Source organism: Inquilinus sp. 2KB_23 (genome assembly GCF_052115705.1).
In the GTDB taxonomy this organism is placed as follows: domain Bacteria; phylum Pseudomonadota; class Alphaproteobacteria; order DSM-16000; family Inquilinaceae; genus Inquilinus; species Inquilinus ginsengisoli_A.
The window spans coordinates 66,694-86,298 of the sequence record NZ_JBFRHF010000019.1 but is presented as its reverse complement, the minus strand read 5'-3'; the positions used below and the strand labels follow the sequence as shown (position 1 = coordinate 86,298).

General features: G+C 69.9%; 19 protein-coding genes. 12 read left to right on the top strand and 7 right to left on the bottom strand.

Features of this window, described 5'->3' with window-relative positions:
• Positions 1-5: 5 nt before the first annotated feature.
• Positions 6-1,031 (bottom strand): TIGR01620 family protein, encoded by a 1,026-nt coding sequence (locus tag AB4112_RS23235; RefSeq protein ID WP_309793989.1) that lies wholly within the window; start codon positions 1,029-1,031, stop codon positions 6-8.
• Positions 1,028-2,401, bottom strand: a complete 1,374-nt coding sequence (locus AB4112_RS23230) for a YcjX family protein (protein ID WP_309793990.1) — start codon at positions 2,399-2,401, stop codon at positions 1,028-1,030. The genes AB4112_RS23235 and AB4112_RS23230 overlap by 4 nt, the downstream gene beginning before the upstream one ends.
• Positions 2,402-2,550: 149 nt before the next feature.
• Between AB4112_RS23230 and AB4112_RS23225 the strand changes: the two genes are divergently transcribed.
• The 6 genes from AB4112_RS23225 (at position 2,551) to AB4112_RS23200 (ending at position 8,033) form a co-directional block, all read left to right on the top strand.
• On the top strand, positions 2,551-3,336 hold the full coding sequence (locus AB4112_RS23225) for a YdcF family protein (protein ID WP_441723304.1): 786 nt from the start codon (positions 2,551-2,553) through the stop codon (positions 3,334-3,336).
• A gap of 44 nt (positions 3,337-3,380) precedes the next feature.
• Positions 3,381-4,019 carry a 5,6-dimethylbenzimidazole synthase gene (gene bluB, locus AB4112_RS23220; protein WP_441723302.1) on the top strand — a complete coding sequence of 213 codons (639 nt, stop codon included), beginning with the start codon at positions 3,381-3,383 and terminating at the stop codon, positions 4,017-4,019.
• 163 nt (positions 4,020-4,182) lie between these two features.
• Positions 4,183-5,511, top strand: coding sequence for an ABC transporter substrate-binding protein (locus AB4112_RS23215; protein WP_441723300.1), 1,329 nt, complete (start codon positions 4,183-4,185; stop codon positions 5,509-5,511).
• A 212-nt stretch (positions 5,512-5,723) separates the two neighbouring features.
• Complete coding sequence (locus AB4112_RS23210; protein WP_441723298.1) at positions 5,724-6,290, top strand: SIS domain-containing protein; 567 nt, start codon at positions 5,724-5,726, stop codon at positions 6,288-6,290.
• Positions 6,291-6,297: 7 nt separating this feature from the next.
• Entirely contained in the window at positions 6,298-7,185 is an 888-nt protein-coding gene (locus AB4112_RS23205) for a carbohydrate ABC transporter permease (protein WP_441723296.1), read from the top strand.
• Complete coding sequence (locus AB4112_RS23200; RefSeq protein WP_441723294.1) at positions 7,185-8,033, top strand: carbohydrate ABC transporter permease; 849 nt, start codon at positions 7,185-7,187, stop codon at positions 8,031-8,033. Before AB4112_RS23205 ends, AB4112_RS23200 begins: the two co-directional genes overlap by 1 nt.
• Positions 8,034-8,042: 9 nt before the next feature.
• Here the strand turns inward: AB4112_RS23200 and pyrB are convergent, their stop codons facing one another.
• Together pyrB and AB4112_RS23190 are read right to left on the bottom strand one after the other, a co-directional pair.
• Positions 8,043-9,101 carry an aspartate carbamoyltransferase gene (gene pyrB / locus AB4112_RS23195; protein ID WP_441723292.1) on the bottom strand — a complete coding sequence of 353 codons (1,059 nt, stop codon included), beginning with the start codon at positions 9,099-9,101 and terminating at the stop codon, positions 8,043-8,045.
• Positions 9,102-9,160: 59 nt separating this feature from the next.
• Positions 9,161-10,183, bottom strand: coding sequence for a sugar-binding transcriptional regulator (locus tag AB4112_RS23190; RefSeq protein WP_441723290.1), 1,023 nt, complete (start codon positions 10,181-10,183; stop codon positions 9,161-9,163).
• 260 nt (positions 10,184-10,443) lie between these two features.
• Between AB4112_RS23190 and AB4112_RS23185 the strand changes: the two genes are divergently transcribed.
• Together AB4112_RS23185 and AB4112_RS23180 are read left to right on the top strand one after the other, a co-directional pair.
• A complete protein-coding gene (locus AB4112_RS23185; protein WP_441723288.1) occupies positions 10,444-10,866 on the top strand; it encodes a hypothetical protein in 423 nt (140 codons plus the stop codon).
• A gap of 59 nt (positions 10,867-10,925) precedes the next feature.
• Complete coding sequence (locus AB4112_RS23180; RefSeq protein ID WP_441723286.1) at positions 10,926-11,297, top strand: hypothetical protein; 372 nt, start codon at positions 10,926-10,928, stop codon at positions 11,295-11,297.
• A 20-nt stretch (positions 11,298-11,317) separates the two neighbouring features.
• Here the strand turns inward: AB4112_RS23180 and AB4112_RS23175 are convergent, their stop codons facing one another.
• A complete protein-coding gene (locus AB4112_RS23175; protein WP_441723284.1) occupies positions 11,318-12,331 on the bottom strand; it encodes a zinc-binding alcohol dehydrogenase family protein in 1,014 nt (337 codons plus the stop codon).
• Between the two features lie 227 nt (positions 12,332-12,558).
• On the opposite strand from AB4112_RS23175, the gene AB4112_RS23170 reads away from it, so the two are divergent.
• The 3 genes from AB4112_RS23170 (at position 12,559) to AB4112_RS23160 (ending at position 15,359) form a co-directional block, all read left to right on the top strand.
• A complete protein-coding gene (locus tag AB4112_RS23170) occupies positions 12,559-13,389 on the top strand; it encodes an ABC transporter ATP-binding protein (RefSeq protein ID WP_441723282.1) in 831 nt (276 codons plus the stop codon).
• Positions 13,379-14,176, top strand: a complete 798-nt coding sequence (locus AB4112_RS23165; protein ID WP_309794003.1) for an ABC transporter permease — start codon at positions 13,379-13,381, stop codon at positions 14,174-14,176. The genes AB4112_RS23170 and AB4112_RS23165 overlap by 11 nt, the downstream gene beginning before the upstream one ends.
• A 166-nt stretch (positions 14,177-14,342) precedes the next feature.
• Entirely contained in the window at positions 14,343-15,359 is a 1,017-nt protein-coding gene (locus AB4112_RS23160; protein WP_441723280.1) for an ABC transporter substrate-binding protein, read from the top strand.
• 228 nt (positions 15,360-15,587) lie between these two features.
• On the opposite strand, the gene AB4112_RS23155 is transcribed toward AB4112_RS23160, so the two are convergent.
• Positions 15,588-15,980, bottom strand: a complete 393-nt coding sequence (locus AB4112_RS23155) for a response regulator (protein ID WP_309794005.1) — start codon at positions 15,978-15,980, stop codon at positions 15,588-15,590.
• Between the two features lie 229 nt (positions 15,981-16,209).
• Positions 16,210-18,000, bottom strand: coding sequence for a putative bifunctional diguanylate cyclase/phosphodiesterase (locus AB4112_RS23150; protein WP_309794006.1), 1,791 nt, complete (start codon positions 17,998-18,000; stop codon positions 16,210-16,212).
• Between the two features lie 543 nt (positions 18,001-18,543).
• On the opposite strand from AB4112_RS23150, the gene AB4112_RS23145 reads away from it, so the two are divergent.
• Entirely contained in the window at positions 18,544-19,587 is a 1,044-nt protein-coding gene (locus tag AB4112_RS23145; protein ID WP_309794007.1) for a BMP family ABC transporter substrate-binding protein, read from the top strand.
• Positions 19,588-19,605: the final 18 nt, after the last annotated feature.

The window sequence follows — 19,605 nt, the reverse complement described above, 5'->3', positions numbered from 1 at the left end:
GGTGCCTAGTCCTTGCCCTTCGGCCCCGTCTCGGCGCCGAAGATCGCCTTGGCCAGGCTCATGGTGCCGGGTGGGTGGTCGCGCAGATAGGGCAGGGGGCGGCACACCTTCATCGCGGCCAGGCCGATGCGCACGCTGAGGATGCCGTTGATCGCGCCCTCGCCGGCGCGGCGGCCGAAGGAGCGCAGCAGGCCGGCGCCCAGGAAATCGCCGAGATAGTCGTTGGCGGCCTCGACCCCGCCGGCGATCAGCAGCGTGGTCGCCACCCGCCGGATCAGCGACAGCGTGGCGAACAGGCCGGGCCGGAAGCCCTGGATCTCGGCGATCCGCCGGATCATCCGCAGGTTCAGCGCGCCGGACACGATCATGTCGACCACGGCGAAGGGCGTGACCGTGGTGATCAGCGCGGTACGCCGCGCCGTGGCCGCGATGGTGGCGCGGCAGGCGGCGTCGATCGGGCGCTGGGCGTGGATCTCCAGCAGCGCGATCAGGTCGGCAGGGTCGCGCAGCTCGTCGCGCTCGCGCTCCAGCCGGGCGATGCCGTCGGCGGCCGGACCGCTGCCGTGCAGGCCGCGGAAGCGCGCCACCACCGCCTCGGCCGCGGCCGCATCGCCGCTGGCTGCGGCCCGGGCCAGGCTGCGGATCGCCTCGACCCGGCCCAGCCGACGCAGCGCCAGCAGCTCCCAGCCGGCCCAGACCAGGATGCCGATCCCGGCGATGCCGAGCAGCACCAGCGTCGCCGCCTGCAGCGGCCCGCCCTGGCTCAAGAGGTCGGTGACCAGGCGCTCGATCCACAGGCCGATGCCCAGGCCCACCAGGCCGGTCAGCGCCCCGAAGGCGATGCGCAGGGCGACGCTGCCCGGGCTGCGGCGGCGGTACAGGCCGGGATCGGAGGCTTCCGGCGCGGCCGGGACCGGGTCGTCCTCGACCGCCACCGCCTCGGCCTGGTCGAGCCGGAACACGGCCGGGGCTGGCGTCTGCCGCCCCTCCGCCTCGGGCAGTTCGTCGAGAATCAATGGCGGCCGGGTCATGCCAGGTCTTCCCCGATCAGGAACTGCAGCGCCCCGTCCAGCCGGATGTGCGGCCAGGGCTGGCCGTCGGCGCCGAGATCGGCCGGCGGCAGGAAGCGCTGGGCGCCGAAGCGGCCGCCGCCACGGGCCTCGCGCAGGCTGCGCGGCAGCGCCCCGGGGAAGGCGGCGACCGGCTTGCCGCCCGGCTCGATCGTCCCGGCGACGCAGCGCAAAGTCTCGCCCTCGTGCTTGACGTCGACCTCGCGGGTGGCGCGCAGCGAGGCGATCGCCATCGACCGCGCGGTGGCGCCCTGGAAGGCGGTGCGGCGCACGCTCTGCTGCAGCAGCTCGTCCATCAGCCCGACCAGCGGCTCATGCCCCTCGCGCGGCAGGTGGTCGGCCTTGGTCGCCGCGAACAGCACCTTGCGCACCCGGGTCTCGAACGGCCACAGCCAGTTGACGCCGCCGGTCCGGAAGCAGCCCAGGATGTCGTCCATGGCGCGGCCGAGATCCTCCAGGCTCTCCGGCCCGGCGGCGAGGTGCGACAGGAGGTCGACCAGCACGATCTGGCGGTCGAGCCGGCTGAAATGGTCGCGGAAGAACGGGCTGATCACCTTGGCCTTGTAGCCCTCGAACCGCTCCTCCATCAGCCGCCACAGCGACCCGCGCGGCGTCTCGCGCGGCCGCGGCAGCGGGCAGAAGGTGAGGGCGGGCGAGCCTTCGAGGTCGCCCGGTAGCAGGAACCGCCCCGGCTGCAGCCGGCTCAGCGGAATGGCATGGGTGCGGCAGCTGCGGAGGTAGTCGGTGTACAGCCGGGCGACCTCGATGGCGTCGGTCTCCCTGGCCGGCCCGGCGGGGTCGAGGGCGGCGATCGCCTCGCGCCAGCCCTGCGACAGCGGCGCCCGCACCCCTGATGCGGCCAGGGCCAGCGTCTCCTCGGCCCAGGAGGCGTAGTCGCGCTGCAGCAGCGGCAGGTCGATCAGCCATTCGCCGGGATAGTCGAAGATGTCGAGATGCAGCAGCTGGTCGCCCAGCAGGCTGCGCAGCCCGCTCTTGGGGGCGAAGCGCAGGGACAGGCGTAGTTCCGCCACGTTGCGGGTGCTGGCCGGCCAGTCGGGGTGCCCGCCGGCGCCGGTCAGCCGCGCCACCGCCTCCTCATAGGCGAAGCGCGGCAGTTCCAGGTGCGGCTGCGGCCGCAGCAGCGCGGCGCGCAGCCTGTCCTCGGCCACGGCGTCGAGCAGCCCGAACCGCCGCGGGTCGGTCAGCCCATGCACCAGCGCGGCGATGAACACCGATTTGCCGGCCCGGCTCAGGCCGGTCACACCAAGGCGGATGCGGCGGTCGAACAACTCGCCGGCGCGATCGAAGAGGTCGGTCGAAAACAGCTCCATGAAGGGGCGGTGTGCTCCGGTCGGCCCGAGTCAGACAGAGTAGCCCATGTGCGGACGCCGCGTCTCCGCGTCAACCCGCGCATGGGCCGATGGGTTGCATCTTCGGCCGCGATCCGCCATTCCTGGGCCCCACGCCCGGCGGGTGAGCGGTGTTCTTCTTCCTGTCCAAACTGATCTGGTTCTTCGTGCAGCCGCTCGGCCTGGTGCTCCTGGCGCTGCTGCTGGCCGTGGCCGGATTCCTCTACGGCTCCCGCCGCGTGGCGCGGCGCCTGGTCATCGCGCTGGCCGTGGCCTTCACCGCGATCTGCGTCCTGCCCGTCGGCGACCTCATGATCCTGCCGCTGGAGAACCGGTTCCGGAAGGAAGAGCTGCCGCCGGTGGTCGACGGCATCATCGTGTTGGGCGGCGCCGAGCTGAACCAGCTGTCCGGCGCGCGGGGCGAGCCGATGCTGAACGACAGCGGCGAGCGGCTGTTCGCCGCCCTGGACCTGGCCCGCCGCTTCCCGGATGCGCAGGTGGTGTTCTCCGGCGGGCTAGGCGATCCCTGGAACGGCGTGCCGGCGCAGTCGGACATCTTCCGCGACGCCATGCTGATGGCCGGGCTGGCGGAAAGCCGGCTGGTGCTGGAGGGCCAGGCCCGCAACACCGACGAGAATGTGCTGCTGCTGAAGCAGCTGCTGCAGCCCCAGGCCGGGCAGCATTGGGTGCTGGTCACCAGCGCCTTCCACATGCCTCGGGCGATGGCGCTGTTCCGCAAGGCCGGTTGGACCGTGGTGCCGTGGCCGGTGGACTATCGCGGCCTGCCGCCGGCCCTGCTGCCGCGCGCCGACCTGGTCGACCAGATGAGCGTCCTCAACGTCGCCATCCATGAATGGATCGGCCTCGTGGCCTATTGGGCGACGGGTCGCACAGCGGAGCTGTTCCCCAAGCCATGAGCGGTCGGCTATAGCTGGGCCGACCTGCCGCCAGGGAGCGAATCGTGCCCGGCCCCGACTTTCCGCCCGACTTCCGCAACCGCTTCGTCGAATTGCTGCGCTGGCGCCGCGACGTGCGCCGGTTCCGCCGCGATCCGCTGCCGCCCGGGCTGCTCGACCGGCTGCTCGACCTCGCCTGCCTCGCCCCCTCGGTCGGCAACAGTCAGCCCTGGCGCTTCGTCGCGGTGGCGGATCCCGCGCGCCGCGCCGCGGTGCGGACGGTGTTCAGCCGCTGCAACGCCGATGCTGCGGCCGGGTATGACGACGAGCGGGCCGGGCAGTATCGCCGGCTGAAGCTGGCGGGGCTGGAGGAGGCGCCGGTGCAGCTCGCCGTGTTCTGCGACCGGTCGACCGGGCAGGGGCTGGGGCTGGGCCGCCAGACCATGCCGGAGACGCTGGACCATTCCGTCGTCACCGCCATCCACACGCTGTGGCTGGCCGCCCGGATCGAGGGCGTCGGAATCGGCTGGGTCTCGATCCTGGAGCCGGAGGCGGTGACCGCGCTGCTCGAGGTGCCGCCCGACTGGCATCTGGTCGGCTATCTCTGCATCGGCTTTCCCGAAACCGAGGAGGTGGTGCCGGAGCTGGAGCGTGAGGGCTGGCAGGCCCGGCTGGGCGCCTGCCGCGCGCTGCTGGAGCGCTAGCGGCTGGGCTTGACAGCCGTTCTTGCGCCGGACGAGTGTATTCGTAGAGATACAAATGTTCGGCTTGCTCGAGAGGACGGCGCAATCGTCCATCCGAACGGGCGGGAACCCTGATCGGCCGGGTTCGGCCGCAGGCGACATATCAGAAAGGGAGGCTAGTCCAATGAAGAAGCTGTTGTTTGCCGGTGCAGCCATCGCCGCACTGCTGGCCGCAGGCCAGGCCATGGCCTGGAGCCTGAAGGAGGCGTCGGCGCCCTACAAGGGCACCACCATCAAGGCGATCTTCCTGGATCGCCCGGGCTACCGCGCCGCGATCCAGCTGCTGCCGCAGTTCGAGCAGGAGACCGGGATCAAGGTCGAGTACGAGATCCTGCCCTACGAGAACAGCCGCGAGCGTGAAGTGCTTGATTTCACGGCCGGTGGTGAGATCGACGTGGTCCTCACCGATGTCGTCTGGATCGGCGAATACGCCGACAGCGGCTGGCTGGTGCCGCTCAAGAAGTTCACCGACGACCCGGCCCTGGCCGATCCGGCGCTGAACCTGAAGGGCTTCTTCCCGATCCTGCTGGAGAGCTTCGGCACCTGGAACAAGGAGCTGTACGGCCTGCCCTTCGACAACTACTCGGGCCTGCTGTTCTACAACAAGTGCATGCTCAAGGACGCCGGCTTCGACAAGCCGCCGGCGACCTGGGACGAGCTGCTCAACACCTACGGGCCGAAGCTGACCCATGACGGCAAATACGCCTATGCCCTGCAGTCGCGCCGCGGCGAGACCCAGTCGGCCGACAGCTTCATGCGCGTGCTGTGGCCGTTCGGCGGGTCGCTGCTCAATGCCGACTTCAAGTCCAATCTCACCTCCGCGGAGTCGCAAAAGGGGCTGAAGTTCCGGCAGGATCTGATGAAGATCATGCCGCCGGGCATCGTCGATTTCGACCATGCGGAATCGGTCAACGCGCTGGCCCAGGGCCAGGTGGCGATGATCACGGAATGGTCGTCCTTCTATTCCACCCTGGTCGACCCGGCGACCTCGAAGCTGGGCGACTGCCTGGGCGTGGCCACCGAGCCGAAGGGCGAGGCCGGTCTGAAGCCGGCGCTGGGCGGCTTCTCGCTCGGCGTCGCCTCGCAGTCGAGCGAGGCGGAGCAGAAGGCGTCTTGGCTGTTCATCCAGTGGGTGACGTCCGAGGCGATGGCCAAGCCCTATGTCGAGGCCGGTGGCGTCTCCGGCCGCACCGCGGTCTATGACGACCCGGCGATCAAGGCCAAGTACGCCTTCGTGGCGCCGACGGTGGAATCCTGGCAGGGCGGCGTGCCGTCGTTCCGGCCGCGCTTCCCGGAATGGCCGGCGATCTCCGAGATCGTCGCCGAATTCGGCACCAAGATCATGCTGGGCGAGGAGACCACCGAATCCGGCGCCCAGAAGATCGGCGAGCGCATGGAGGCGGTGCTGCAGAAGGCCGGATACTACGACGGCAAGAAGGAGAAGCTGCAGTAGGCTGGATGGTGGAATGATCGGGTCGAGTTCGGTCCGGGTGTAGCTCTCGTGTTGCCTCTCCCGCCTGGCGGGAGAGGCCGGGCTCGCACAGCGAGACCGGGTGAGGGTGGGCACTGGCCTCGACAAACACCCTCACCCGGAACCGCCAACGCGGTTCCGGCCTCTCCCGCAAGCGGGAGAGGCACACCAGGAACCGAACGGGAGAGTTTTCGATGCCCGACACCCTGGGCGCCCTGGCGGAAGTGGCGCTGGACGAGATCGGCGGCGTGTTCCGCCGGCTCGACCCCGATGCCATCGACCCGGTGCTCGACGCCCTGGCCGGCGCCGGCCGGGTCGTCTGCCATGGCGTCGGCCGCGAGGGGCTGATGATGCGGGCGCTGGCGATGCGCCTGTACCATCTCGGCCTCGACGCCCATGTCGTCGGCGACATGAGTGCCCCGCCGGTCGGGCCAGGCGACCTGCTGGTGGTCAGCGCCGGGCCCGGCGGCTTCGCCACCATCGACGGGCTGATGCGCATCGCCCGGGATGCCGGGGCGCGGACGCTGCTGTTCACCGCCCAGCCGCAAGGCAGCGCCGCGGCGCTGGCCGACACCGTGTTCGTGCTGCCGGCCCAGACCATGGCCAACGATACAGGCCCTGCCGTCGCCTCGGTGCTGCCGATGGGCAGCCTGTACGAGGGCGCGCAGTTCCTGCTGTTCGAGCTGGTCGTGCTGGCGCTGCGCGACCGCCTCGGCATCGCGCCCGAGGCGATGCGGGCGCGGCACACCAATCTCGAATAGGACCCGCATGGCGCATCGTCTCGAAAGCCGCTGGACCCCGGTCTGGTTCCTCGCCCCGGCCGTGATCGCCCTGCTGGCGATCGGCATCTTCCCCACGCTCTATGCACTGTGGAATTCGCTGCACCAGGTGATCCTGCCGAAGATCCCACGCGAAGGGACGCCCTTCGTCGGGCTGGAGAACTACCTGTCGGTGCTGGCCGACCCGACCTTCTGGGACGCGCTGGGCCGCACCCTGCTGTTCCTGGCCATCGTGCTGCCGGCGGAACTGCTGCTCGGCCTCGGCGTCGCCCTGCTGCTACACAAGCCGGGGCTGCCCTTCCTGAAGACCCTGGCCCGGCTCAGCCTGGTGATCCCGATGGCCACCACCTATGCCGTGGTCGGGCTGATCGGCCGGCTGATCTTCAACCGCGACTTCGGCGTGGTGAACTGGTTCCTCGGCCTGGTCGGGATCCCCCCGGTCGAATGGCTCGGCGACCCCAGCTTCGCCTTCGTCTCGATCGCGATCATGGACATCTGGCAGTGGACGCCGTTCTGCGCCCTGGTGCTGCTGGCCGGGCTGACCATGGTGCCGCCGGAGATCGAGGAGGCGGCGCGGCTGGAGACGCGGCGGTTCCGGCACATCCTGCGCCATGTCCAGCTGCCGTTCCTGATGCCCGGCATCACCGCGGTGCTGATCCTGCGCACCGCCGACACGCTGAAGCTGTTCGACATGATCTTCACCATGACCCGCGGCGGCCCGGGGGCGGCGACCGAGTTGATCTCGATCACCATCCAGCGCGTCGGCTTCCGGGTGTTCGACCAGGGCGTGGCCTCAGCCCAGGCGGTGCTGCTGCTGATCCTCACCATCGTGCTGTCGCGGATGTATATCCGCCTGGTCTACCAGGAGGTGGAGTGATGGCGGCACCGATGCAGGGCGGCGGCCGCGGGCCCCGGATCCGCGTCTCGATCTGGCACGCGCTGGCGCTGATCGCCATCGCCCTGGCCTGCGTCTTCCCGTTCTACTGGATGGTCACGACCAGCCTGAAGGACCAGGCGGTGGCCCTGGCCTCGCCGCCGGTGTGGTTGTTCGAGCCGACGCTGGACCATTACCGCGCCGTGCTCGGGCCCAAGGATGTCGGCCCCAGCCTGCTCAACTCGATCATCGTCGCGGTCTCGACCACGGCGCTGGCCATCCTGCTCGGCACCCCGGCGGCCTACGCCCTGGCGCGGTTCGAATTCCGCGGCAAGGCCGACCTGTGGTTCTGGTTCATCACCAACCGCATGGTCAGCCCGATCGTGCTGGCGCTGCCGATCTTCCTGCTGGCCCGCAGCCTGAACCTGATCGACACCCATCTGGTGCTGATCCTGCTGTACCTCACCTTCAACCTGCCGATCGTGGTGTGGATCTGCGCCGACCAGTTCCGCGGCATTCCGCGCGATCTGGACGATGCGGCGCGGATCGACGGCGCCTCGCGCTTCGCCGTGTTCCTGCGCATCGCCCTGCCGCTGGCGGCGCCGGGCGTCGCGGTCTCGGCGATCTTCTCCTTCATCTTCTCCTGGAACGAGCTGCTCTACGCCCTGGTGCTGACGCGCAGCGCCAGCCGCACGGCGCCGGTGGCGGCGACCAGCTTCATGAGCGGCTACGATTTGCCCTGGGGCGAGATCATGGCCACCGGCACGCTGATCGTGCTGCCGGTGATCGTCTTCGCCCTGATCGTGTCGCGCCAGCTGGTCCGCGGCCTGACGATGGGTGCGGTGAAGTAGGGGAGGGGCTTACGCCCCGGTCTTCCCCGGCCGGTAGAACTCGGCGTCGTCGGGGCCGATCCGTTCCGGCCGCCACCAGCGGGCCGGCTGGAAGCTCTTCTCGATGCCGTCGGCGACGCCCAGGGTCAGGGCGAACAGCGCCATGCGCACCGGCACGCCGTTGTCGGTCTGGCGGAAAATGGCCAGGCGGGGGTCGGTGTTGAGGTCCTGGGCCAGGTCGTTGGCGCCCGGCCGGCTGTCGCGCGGCAGCGGGTGCATCACGATGGTGTGCGGCGTGCCGTGGGCGTTGAGGATGCCCAGGCTGATCTGGAAGTCCGGCGCGTAGTCGGCCGACAGCTCGCCCTCGGCGAAGCGCTCCTTCTGCACCCGGGTGGCGTAGATCAGGTCGGCGCCGGTCACGCCGCGCGCCACCTCGTCATGCTCGACGATGGTATGGCCGCGGCTGCGGGCGTGCTCGACCAGCTCCGCCGGCATGCGCAGCGGCTCCGGCGCCACCAGGCTCAGCTGCAGGCCCTGGTACAGCGACAGGATGTGGATCAGCGAATGCACGGTGCGGCCGTATTTCAGGTCGCCGACCAGGGCGATGCGGGCGCCGTCGACCGGCCGGCCGATGCGCGCGAACTCCTTCTCGATGGTGTAGATGTCGAGCAGCGCCTGGGTCGGGTGCTCGCCGGCGCCGTTGCCGCCGTTGATCACCGGAATGTGGGTCGCCTCGGCGAATTCATGGATCGCCCGCTCTTCCGGGTGGCGCATCACCACCGCGTCGACATAGCCGCTGACCACCCGGGCGGTGTCGTAGATCGACTCGCCCTTGGCGATCGAGGAGAAGGTGAAGCCAGTGGTGTTGACCACGGCGCCGCCGAGGCGCTGGAACGCAGCCTCGAAGCTCAGCCGGGTCCGGGTCGAGGCCTCGAAGAACAGGCTGCCCAGCACCGCGCCCTCCAGCACCCTTGTGGTGGCGCGGCCCTGGGCGACCGGGGCCAGGAGGTCGGCGACGCGGAACACGGCCCCCAGCGAGTCGCGGGTCAGCTCGCGCGTGGAGAGGAAGTGCCTGCCTTGGAAATCCATGATGTCAGCCCGCGTTGCGGAGGGGGCGCCGGGCGGCGCCGATGCGGGGCCCAGTCTTCTCAGCCTTCGCGGTCTTCCGCAAGCCGTTCCGCCAGCCTCTCGTCGGTGATCAGCACGTTGACGCAGCGGCGGCGCAGCGCGGCGCGAATGATCTCGAACTTGTAGGGGCCGCCTGAGGCCAGCACCACGGCCGGGATCCGCGCGAGGTCGTCGAGCGACAGCGAGACCATGCGCCGGTTCAGCGGATGGTCGACCGGCCGGCCCTCGGCGTCCAGCCAGTTGCCCAGGATGTCGCCGACAGCGCCGGCCGCGCGCAAGGCCGCCGCCTCGCGGTCGACGATGCCCAGCGCCAGCATCATGTTGTGGTCCGAGACGTTGCCGACGCTGATCAGGGCCAGATCGGCCGATTTCGCCTTGTCGTAGATGCCGCGCAGCACGCCGCGGCCCAGCAGGCTGTCGCGCTGGGTCTCGTCGTCGGCATAGACCGGGGCGGCGAGGTAGAAGCGGTCGGCATCGTGCAGGTCGGCGAAGCGCGAGGCGATCTCGAAGGTGTTCTCGCCCGACCCGCGGGTCATGCTGCCGATCAGCGAGACCACGGACAGGTCGGTCATCCGCCGCCGCCGCATCGACTGCAGGCCCAGCCGCAGGGTCTGGCCCCAGCCGATGCCGACCAGCATGCCGTCATGCACCGCGTTCTCGACATAGCCGCCGAGGGCGACCCCGATCGCCGCCCGGATCTTGCCCTCGTCGCGCGGCGTCGGCACCACCACCGCGTCGCGCAGCCCGTAGCGGCGGATCAGCGCGCGTTCCAGCGCGACGCAGGAGGCGAGGGGCGACTGGATGCGGATCTGGATGATGCCGGTCTCGCGGCAGATCTGCAGGATGCGGTTGACGCGCAGGCGGGTCAGCCCCAGGCGCTCGGCGATCTCGGCCTGGGTCAGCCCTTCGACGAAATAGGCCCAGGCGATGCGGATCTGTTGCTGCTGGTCCGGGTCGATCGGCGCGTCGGCCGCATCATCCGCCGCCGAACGCTGCGCCGGTGGGGTCTTCGCGGTCTCCGGGCGGCGGCGCGTCTCGGTCATGCGGACTCTTCGGTCTCGGTGTTGTCCGGCGCATGGTGGCGGCGGGGCGGCCCGGCTGCAAGCGTCCCGCGGGCCTCCGAAACGAAGCGGGCCGCGCCGGTTGCCCGGGCGGCCCATCGCTGTTCGATGGTTGGACATTAGCAAATCCGACCGCATCTGACCAGACGAGAGCCGGCAGGGCAGGGTCGGCGCGGCGTCGGTTTGAAAAATCGCGGCCCGGCGTCATCTCTCCGCTTCAGGCAGCGGGAGGGAATGAGGGGATGCGCAAAGGCGACCTGGCGCGGTTGATCCGGATCCTGGGGATGCTCGGCTCCGACCACGATGGCGAACGCGCGGCGGCAGCGCTGGCGGCCGACAAGCTGGTGCGCGGAAGCGGCTGGACCTGGTGGGACCTGCTGGCGCCGGCGCGGGCGCCGCGGCCGATCCGGTCGCAATGGAAGGACCCGTTCACCGACCGGCTGGCCGCCGCGGATTCGCGGATGCGGCAGCTGCGCAGCGAGAACGCCCGGCTGCAGGACGAGGTGCGCAAGCTGAAGCAGCGGCTGGATCAGCGGGCCCGGCCGTTCCACCACACCGGCCAGGCGTCGCGCGCGGCCCCCGACACGGCCACCGGTGTCGGCCAGGGGCCGGCCCAGTCGAACCACGGCTTCAACCGTCACTTCCGTCGGTTCACGGACGGTTAACGCTCAGTCGGCATGCTGATCCTCACCGGGGATGGCGCCGGGTCAGTCGAGGTCATGTCATGCATCGCGGAGTATTCAGCTACTACGACTTGTTCTCGGCTTCATTGGCACAGCGGTATTTGGAAAAGCTCGACTGCGACCTGGATCACTGGGAGATCCATTTCCTACGCTGCGGCTACGATTTCCTAGTCCGCGGCATTCCGGAAGGCGCCATCTCCGCCTGGAACTATCTCGAGCTGCCGCCCGACCGGCGGGTCGCGTTCGGCGGACCGATGCCGGTCACGCCGCTGACCGACCGCGAGGCGGGCGACATGCGGTACGCGTTGCAGTGGCTCGTCGCCGCCGCCGAGGATGACGAGGCCGTGTTCGCGGCGCCGCTGGCGGCGATCGGCCCTGCCGCCGCCACCACGCTGCTGGCCCGCTGCGGCTAGGCCGCAGGCGCCGGCCGGGGTCAGACCTCGACCAGCGCCTTGATCACCCCGGCCTCGGGCCGGGCCCAGCCCGGCACCAGCGCCGGCACGTCGGCGAGGCCGCCGCGATGGCTGGCCAGCGCCGCGCTCGGCACCTTCCCGGCCTGCATCGCCGCCAGCACATGCTCGAAATCCTCGCGCGTGGCGTTGCGGCTGGCCAGCAGCGTGGTCTCGCGCTTGTGGAATTCGGGGTCGGAGAAGCCGATCTCGTCGCGCACGATGCTCAGCAGCACATAGGCGCCGGCATGCGCGACGTAGGAGAAGCCCTTGCGCATCGCCGCCGGGCTGCCGGTGGCGTCGACCACCAGGTCGAAGAAGTCGCCGCCCGTCGCCCGCTTCAGCCGGTCGTCGATGTCGCCGCCGCCCTCGAACACCGCGTCGGCCTTCAGCACGTCGCGGCTGAACGCCAGGCGGCCGGGATGCAGGTCCAGCACGCTGACCTCGGCGCCGCGCAGCTTGGCGAAGATGGTCGCGGCGATGCCGATCGGCCCGGCCCCGACCACCAGCACCCGGTCGCCGGGGCCGGAGGCGCCGCGGCGGATGCCATGCGCGCCGATCGCCAGGAACTCGACCATCGCGGCCTGGTCCAGGCTCAGGCCGTCGGCCGGGACCACGTTCTCCTCCGGCACCGACAGCCATTCGCACAGGCCGCCGTCGCGATGCACGCCCAGCACCGACAGGGTCTGGCAGCAATTGGTGCGGCCGCGGCGGCAGGCGACGCAGGTGCCGCAATGCAGGTAGGGCTGGATGCTGACGACCTGGCCGGGCCGGAAGACGCTGCCGACATCGGCCTCCGCCACCTCGGCGCCCAGCTCGTGCCCGATGACGCGGGGGTACTCGAAGTAGGGCTGGTTGCCCTTGTAGATGTGATAGTCGGTGCCGCAGATGCCGACCCGGCGGATCCGCACCAGCACCTCGCCCGGCCGCCGCTGCGGCTCCGGCCGATCGATCAGGCGCAGGGTCTCGGGCTTCTCGCAGAGGATCGCTTTCATCATCCGTCCGGTTCGGGTCACGGGTGCTGCCCCAAAATGATCGGACATATCGCGCTTGTCGAGCCGGTTCGGCCGGCCGGGCGGGCGGAGGAGGCATGCGCCGGCCAGGATGGCAGCCATCACGCCCGGGCACCGTGGTTTGACTGGAAAGCCGCGCCGGAACTGGACAGACTTGCCGCCTTGTCCGACAAGACCCGCACAGGGCTGATGGTCCGAGGGAGGCAGGCAGGGTGCAGAGTACCGCCGGGTCGGCGCGGAGCGAGAACGCCCCGCCGGCCATCGCGTTTTCCGGAATCTCCGTCGCCTATCCGCTGAAGGGCGGCGGGCGCTATGTCGCCCTGTCCGAGACCGACCTGGTGGTCGCCGACGGTGAGTTCACCGCCATCGTCGGGCCGACCGGCTGCGGCAAGTCGACCCTGCTGAACGTCGCCGCCGGGCTGGTGCCGGCCGCCAGCGGCGGCTGCGCCGTGTTCGGCCGGCCGCTGGCGGGGCTGAACCGCGACGCCGGATACCTGTTCCAGGCGGACTCGCTGATGCCGTGGAAGACCGCACGCGACAATGTGGCCGTCGGCCTGTCGGTCCGCGGCGTGGCAAAGGTGGAGGCGCGCGACCGGGCCCAGGCCTGGCTGACGCGGGTCGGGCTGGCGCCGATGGGCGACCGCTATCCGCACCAGCTGTCCGGCGGGCAGAAGAAGCGCGTCGCCCTGGCCCAGATGCTGATCCTGGAACCCAAGCTGCTGCTGATGGATGAACCCTTCGGCCCGCTCGATGCCCAGACCCGGATTGTGATGGGCGACCTGCTGCTGTCGCTGTGGTCGGCCGAGCGCAAGGCGGTGCTGTTCGTGACCCACGACCTGGAGGAGGCGATCGCCTTGGCCGACCGGGTGGTGGTGCTGTCGGCCGGGCCGCAGGCGCGGATCATCGCCGACCATCGGGTGGCGCTGTCGCGGCCGCGCGAGCTGGCCGAATCCCGGCACGAGCCGGAATTCGTGGCGCTGCACCGGGCGATCTGGGCGGCGCTGAAGGACGAGGTGATGAAGGCCTATGGCGATGTCGTCTGAAGCCGCAAGCAAGGGCCGCATCCTCGCCTGGCAGATCGCGGTCGCCGTGATCGGGCTGGGGCTGTGGCATGTGCTGACGGCGACGAAGATCCTCGACCCGTTCTTCTTCGCCACCCCGCTGGGCGTGATCGAGCGGACCTGGCGCGACTTCGCCTCCGGCGTGATCTGGCGGCATCTCGGCGTCACCCTGCTGGAGACCGTGCTGTCCTTCGCCATCGGGGCGCTGGGTGGCGTCGCGCTCGGCTTCTGGTTCGCGCGGCGGGCGACGGCGGCGGCGGTGTTCGACCCCTACATCAAGGCGGCCAACGCGCTGCCCCGGGTGGTGCTGGCGCCGATCTTCGCGCTTTGGTTCGGCCTCGGCATCTGGTCGAAGGTCGCGCTCGGTGTAAGCCTCGTCTTCTTCATCGTGTTCTTCAACGTCTACCAGGGCGTGCGCGAGGTCAGCCCGACCATCCTGGCCAATGCCCGGATGATGGGGATGAGCGACCGGCAGCTGCTGCGCCACGTCTACATGCCGTCCGCGCTGTCCTGGGTGTTCTCCAGCCTGCACACCTCGGTTGGGTTCGCCCTGGTCGGCGCCGTGGTCGGCGAATATCTCGGCGCCACCGCCGGGCTCGGCTACCGCATCGCCCAGGCCGAGGGCGTGTTCGACGTGGTCGGCGTGTTCTCCGGCATGCTGGTGCTGGCGGCCTTCGTGGTGGCGATCGACGCCGTCGTCTCGGTGATCGAGCGGCGGCTCCTGGTGTGGCGGCCGGAGAGTGCGGCCAGCGCCTCGGCCCAGGGATGAGAGCCTGTCCGATAACGCTACTGGCGTGGCCGCCTGATGGCGGTTTCTGCGCTTCCGGTGCTCACGGACCCAAACGTCCGCTGCGCTCCGGTTCTCGAAACCACCACCAGCCGACTCACGCCAGCGCATTCTCGAACAGGCTCTGTGCAAACAAGGAGAAAGCGGAATGAAGACCGTGTTGCGAGGGCTCGCGCTGGTCCTCGGCCTGGCGCTGGCGGCGCCCGCCATGGCGGCGCCGGAGAAGACGCACCTGACCATCGGCGTCGGCGGCAAGCCGCTGCTGTACTATTTGCCGCTGACCATCGCCGAGAAGAAGGGCTTCTTCACCGAGGAAGGGCTGGATGTCGAGATCAGCGACTTCGCCGGCGGCGCCAAGAGCCTGCAGGCGATGATCGGCGGGTCGACCGACGTCACCACCGGCGCCTATGAGCACACCATCCTGATGCAGGCCAAGGGCCAGGACATCCGCGCCCTGGTCGAACTCGGCCGCTTCCCCGGCATCGTGCTGGTTGTGCGCAAGTCGCTGGCCGGCGAGATCAAGACGGTGGCCGACCTCAAGGGCCGCAAGATCGGCGTCACCGCGCCGGGATCCTCGACCAACTTCTTCGTCAACACCCTGCTGGCCAAGCAGGGGCTGACGCCGGACGACGTGTCCTTCGTCTCGGTCGGCGGGGGCCCGAGCGCGGTCGCGGCGATGGAGCATGGCGAGATCGACGCCATGGCCAATCTCGACCCCGTCATCTCGAAGCTGCAGCAATCCGACCTGGTGACGGTGCTGGCCGACACCCGGACGGAGGAGGGCGTGAAGGCGGTGTTCGGCGGCCCGGTCCCGGCCGCGGTGCTGTATGCCAAGGAAGACTTCATCCAGGCCAATCCGGAGACCACGCAGGCGCTGGTCAACGCCTTCATGAAGTCGCTGCGCTGGCTGGCCACCGCCAAGCCGGAGGATGTCGCGGCCGCGGTGCCGGAGGAGTTCCTGCTCGGCGACCGCGACCTCTACATCCAGTCGGTCAAGAACTCGCTGCCGATGTATTCGCGGGACGGGATGATCGGCGCGGCAGGGCAGCAGACGGCGCTCGACATCCTGCACCAGTTCAGCCCGGAGCTGAAGGACGCCCAGATCGACCTTTCGAAGACCATCGACCTGCGCTTCGTCGAGAAGGCGGGACAGGCGATCAAGTAGCGGACAGGGCCCGGGGCGGCATCGCATCGCCCCGGGCCAACACTCTGCTGGGCCAGGACGGGAACGACGTGCTGCGTGGGGTCGCCCGGGGCTGACCGTCTCGACGACGGCGCTGGCTTCGACATCGCGCTGTACAACGAAAGTTCGGCCGCGGTGGCGATCAACCTCGCCACCGGCACCGGCCATGGCGGCAATGCCCGGGGCGACGTGGGCGGCCGATCGAGGGCGCTAGCTCCTGGCGTCCTCGACCTTGCGCTGGATCTCTTCGGCGAAGGTGTTCGCCTGGATCGGCTTCTGGATGTAGGACGACCCGCCGGCGGTCAGGGCCTGGTCGATCAGGCTCATGTCGCGGGTGGCGCTGATCATGATCACCGGCAGGTCGCGATAGCCGGGATGGCCGCGGATCAGCGAGCACAGCTCGGTGCCCGAGACCTCGGGCATGACGATGTCGATCAGCACCGCGTCGAAGTCGCGCGGCGGCTTGCGCTCGGCATCCAGGTTCAAGGTGGCGATGGCCTCGCCGGCGCTGGCGCAGGTCTCGACCTCATGGCCGCCCGACCGCAGCATGGTGGCGGCGAATTCCAGGAACAGCTCGTCGTCGTCGACGAGCAGAATCTTCATCGGGGCGGTCCGCCCGGTCACAGCGGCAATCTCCGCCGGATCATGATGCGCGCTTCCCCCGGGACCGAGGGCGGCAACGGTCGGCATGGTGCATTCCCCGCTGCAGTTCCACTCTCTCCCAACCCGGTCGATTCATCGGGCTGGCCGGCGACGAATTGCAGAAATTCAATGCCTTGGCAAATGCTTCCCGATCCATGCGGTAACGTTACCATCGTTGTCATCGGCGGCGCTACTCGCGTCCGGCGCCGGCGCGCACCGCGGGCGCGATACCGCCGGCGCTGACCGCCTGCCCGAACAGGAAGCCCTGGCCCTGTTCGACCCCGAGCCGCCGCAGGATGTCGAGCTGGGCCTGGCTTTCGACATGCTCGGCGCACAGCGAGACCCCGAAGGTCTCGGCGAAGCGGGCGACCCCGTCGATCAGGCGCTCGCAGCGGGCCTCGTCCGCCACCGTCCGCACGATCTCGCCGGCGATCTTGATCGCGGCGAAGGGCAGCCGGACCAGGGCGCCGAGATTGGCCTCGCCGCTGCCGAAATCGTCGAGCTCGAAGGTGATGCCCAGCCCGACCATGCGCTCGACCACGGCCTCGACCTCGGCCGGCATCCGGGTCAGCGCCCGCTCGACGATCTCGATCCGCAGCAGGCTCAGCGGCAGCCCGGCCTCGGCCATGCGGGCGAGGATGGGGGTGAAGATGGCGTCGGACTGCATCACCGCGACCGGGATGTTGACCGAGATCGGCACCAGCGCGTCGGGCGGCAGCCGGATCAGCGTCTCGGCCAGGGATTTCAGCAGCCACTCGGTGTATTTCAGGGCCAGGTCGGGCCGGCGCTCGACCCAGGGAATGAAGTGGCTCGGCGCCAGTATGCCCAGGGTCGGGTGGTGCCAGCGCGCCAACGCCTCGAACGCCACCACCTGGCCGGTGGCAAGGGCGACCCTTGGCTGGAACACCAGCCCGATCTGATCGGATTGCAGCGCCGCGGGGATGTCGAACTCCACTGCCGAGATCGACATCGCCCGGCGCACCTCCGGCGTGGCGGCGGAGGCGATGCCGGTGGCGGATTGCTTGGCGTAGTACATCGCCATGTCGGCCAGGCGCTTCAGCAGGGTCGGGTCGGATTCATGGTCCGGGCAGGTGGCGATGCCGATGCTGCAATAGATCGGCAGCCGGTAGCCGCGCAGCATCGCCGGTTCCTTCAGCGCGGTCGCGATCCGGCCGGCGGCGGTCAGGGCGGCCCCGGCATCCGCGCCGGTGACGATGGCGGCGAATTCGTCGCCGCCCAGCCGGGCGACGAAGGCGTCGGTCGACAGGGCGCGGCGCAGCCGGCTGCCGACGATGGCCAGCAGCAGGTCGCCGACATCGTGGCCCAGCGTGTCGTTGACCTTCTTGAACTCGTCGAGGTCCATGAACAGGACCGAGACGGGGGCGGCCGGGCCGATGCCGCGGGCGATGATCTGCCGCAGCCGCTCCTCGAAATGCCGGCGGTTGGGCAGGCCGGTCAGCGGGTCGCGATAGATTAGATCCTGGACCTCGCGGTCCCGCTGGTCGCGCCGCAGCGCCACGGCGAAGATCTGGGCCATGCTGCGCCTGAGATCCTCAGGCAGGGACGGGGGCAGGGACGGGGGCCAGCCCGAGGCATCGGCCAGGACCAGGGCGCCGGCGATCCGCCCGTCATCGTCGGTCAGCGGCTCGGCGGCGATGGCAGCCGGCGCGTCCTCGGGGCCTATCGCGCCGGCTGCCGGGGCGTTGGTGAAGACGGCGACCCCGGGCGGCAGGCTGGCGGGGCTGACGCGGATCGTTCCCAATGCAGCCGGCACGCCGTCGGGTAGGCCGCTCTGCGTGATCAGGGAGAGGCTGGCGCCGCTCTCGTCGAGCCGCAGGAAGGCGACGCCGACCGGCGCGGCCAGCCGGCTCGCGGTCTGCGCCACGCTGTGCAGGATCACGTCGAGCGGATCACCGTCGGCCAGTGCCTGCAGTGCGTCGCGCTGCAGGGCGATCACGTCCTGGGTGAGCGGATGGGTCATGGCGACGGGGCTGCGGCCTCCGCGCGCGACAATACCGGCAGCCCGGCGGACAACCGGCGGATGCGGATGGCAGCGACCCGGGCGGCGCAACGGCGCGGCCGGGTGAACCAAGATCTGCCGCTCATGCGCCTCCGTATCCTTGATTGGGGAAGACTGATCCCGTTGGCTCGGCCGGTTCCCTGATCGAATAGAACCGGATTTGCCCTGCAGGCGGAAGGCAATTCAGATAGATATAATTTTATGCAACCGCAATGGTTCTGCGCTGTCCCGTGGCCTGCCGGAATGTTGCGGGAATGACGTATTTTGGACCATCGGCCCCGGTTTCGCGAGGGCTTCTAAAGGATGAAGGGACCGGATGCTGCGACATCGTCGCTGGACGGTGGAGGCCGAAAGGCCGACTCGCCGCTGCCACGGCAGATTGACGAATCGTTGCGCAGTAGCCAAAGGTGCAAGACTCTGCAGCCATCGGCATCCCGATCCGCGAGGCCGCCCGCGGGGGTCGGGGACAAGCCGGCGGCCACATCCAGGGACACGGGGAAGACCATGCGCGATCACGGGCGTCTGCGGCGTTTCATCGTTGGGATCGCGGGGGCTGCCCTGGCGATCGGTGCCGCGGTGCCGGCCCAGGCCGCCGTCCAGGGTACAGGCAACAAGATCATCTTCATCTCGCCGAACCCGCTCGGGGTGAACGACTTCCTGAAGCTCGGCCGCAAGGGCGCCGAGGAGGCCGCGGTCGCGATCGGCGGCGAGGCCCGGATCTATGAGAGCACCGACCCCGCCACCCGCCGGCAGAATGTCGAGGCGGCGGCGCGCGAGGGCGCGGCGGTGGTGATCGTGCTCGGCTTCGAATTCGGCGACATCGTGCCGGATGCTGCGACGAAGTTTCCCGACATCAAGTTCCTGATCGTCGACCAGTGCATCCAGAAGCCGCTGCCCAACGTCTATTGCGCGGTGTTCCGCGAGCATGAGGGCGCCTATCTCGCCGGCGCCGAGGCGGCGCTGACCTCGGAAAGCGGTACGGTCGGCAGCATCGGCGCGCTCGACATCCCGTTCATGCACCGCTTCACCGACGGCTTCGCTGCCGGGGCCAAGGCGGCGAATGACGAGATCGTGGTCAGCCCGACTCTGTGGGTCGGCGGTGACAACCCGTTCTCCGACCCGGTGCGGGCGCAGCAGCAGGCGGTGTCGCTGATCAGCGAAGGCGCCGACCGGGTGCTGGCCGGCACCTCTGGCGGCAATGGCGGCATCTTCAAGGCGGTGGAGGCGACGCCGGGCACCCTGGCTTTCGGCGTCGACGTCAACCAGTGCCCGCAGGCGCCGGGTGTGGTGCTGGACAACATCGAGAAGAAGGTCGATGTCGCGCTGGTCCAAGCGGTCAAGGGCATCCTGGCCGGCACCCAGGCGCCGCTGACCTCCTACGGGCTGAAGGAGGGCGGGATCACCCTGACCGGCCTGGGCGACGACGTCGGCACTTCGAAATGCCTGATCGCCGACCATCCGGATGTGATCACCAAGGTGCGCGAGATCCGCGACGCCATCGCCGCCGGCACGGTGGTGGTGGCCGACCCGCTGACCGCGGCCCCGTAACACACCCCCGCGGAGAGG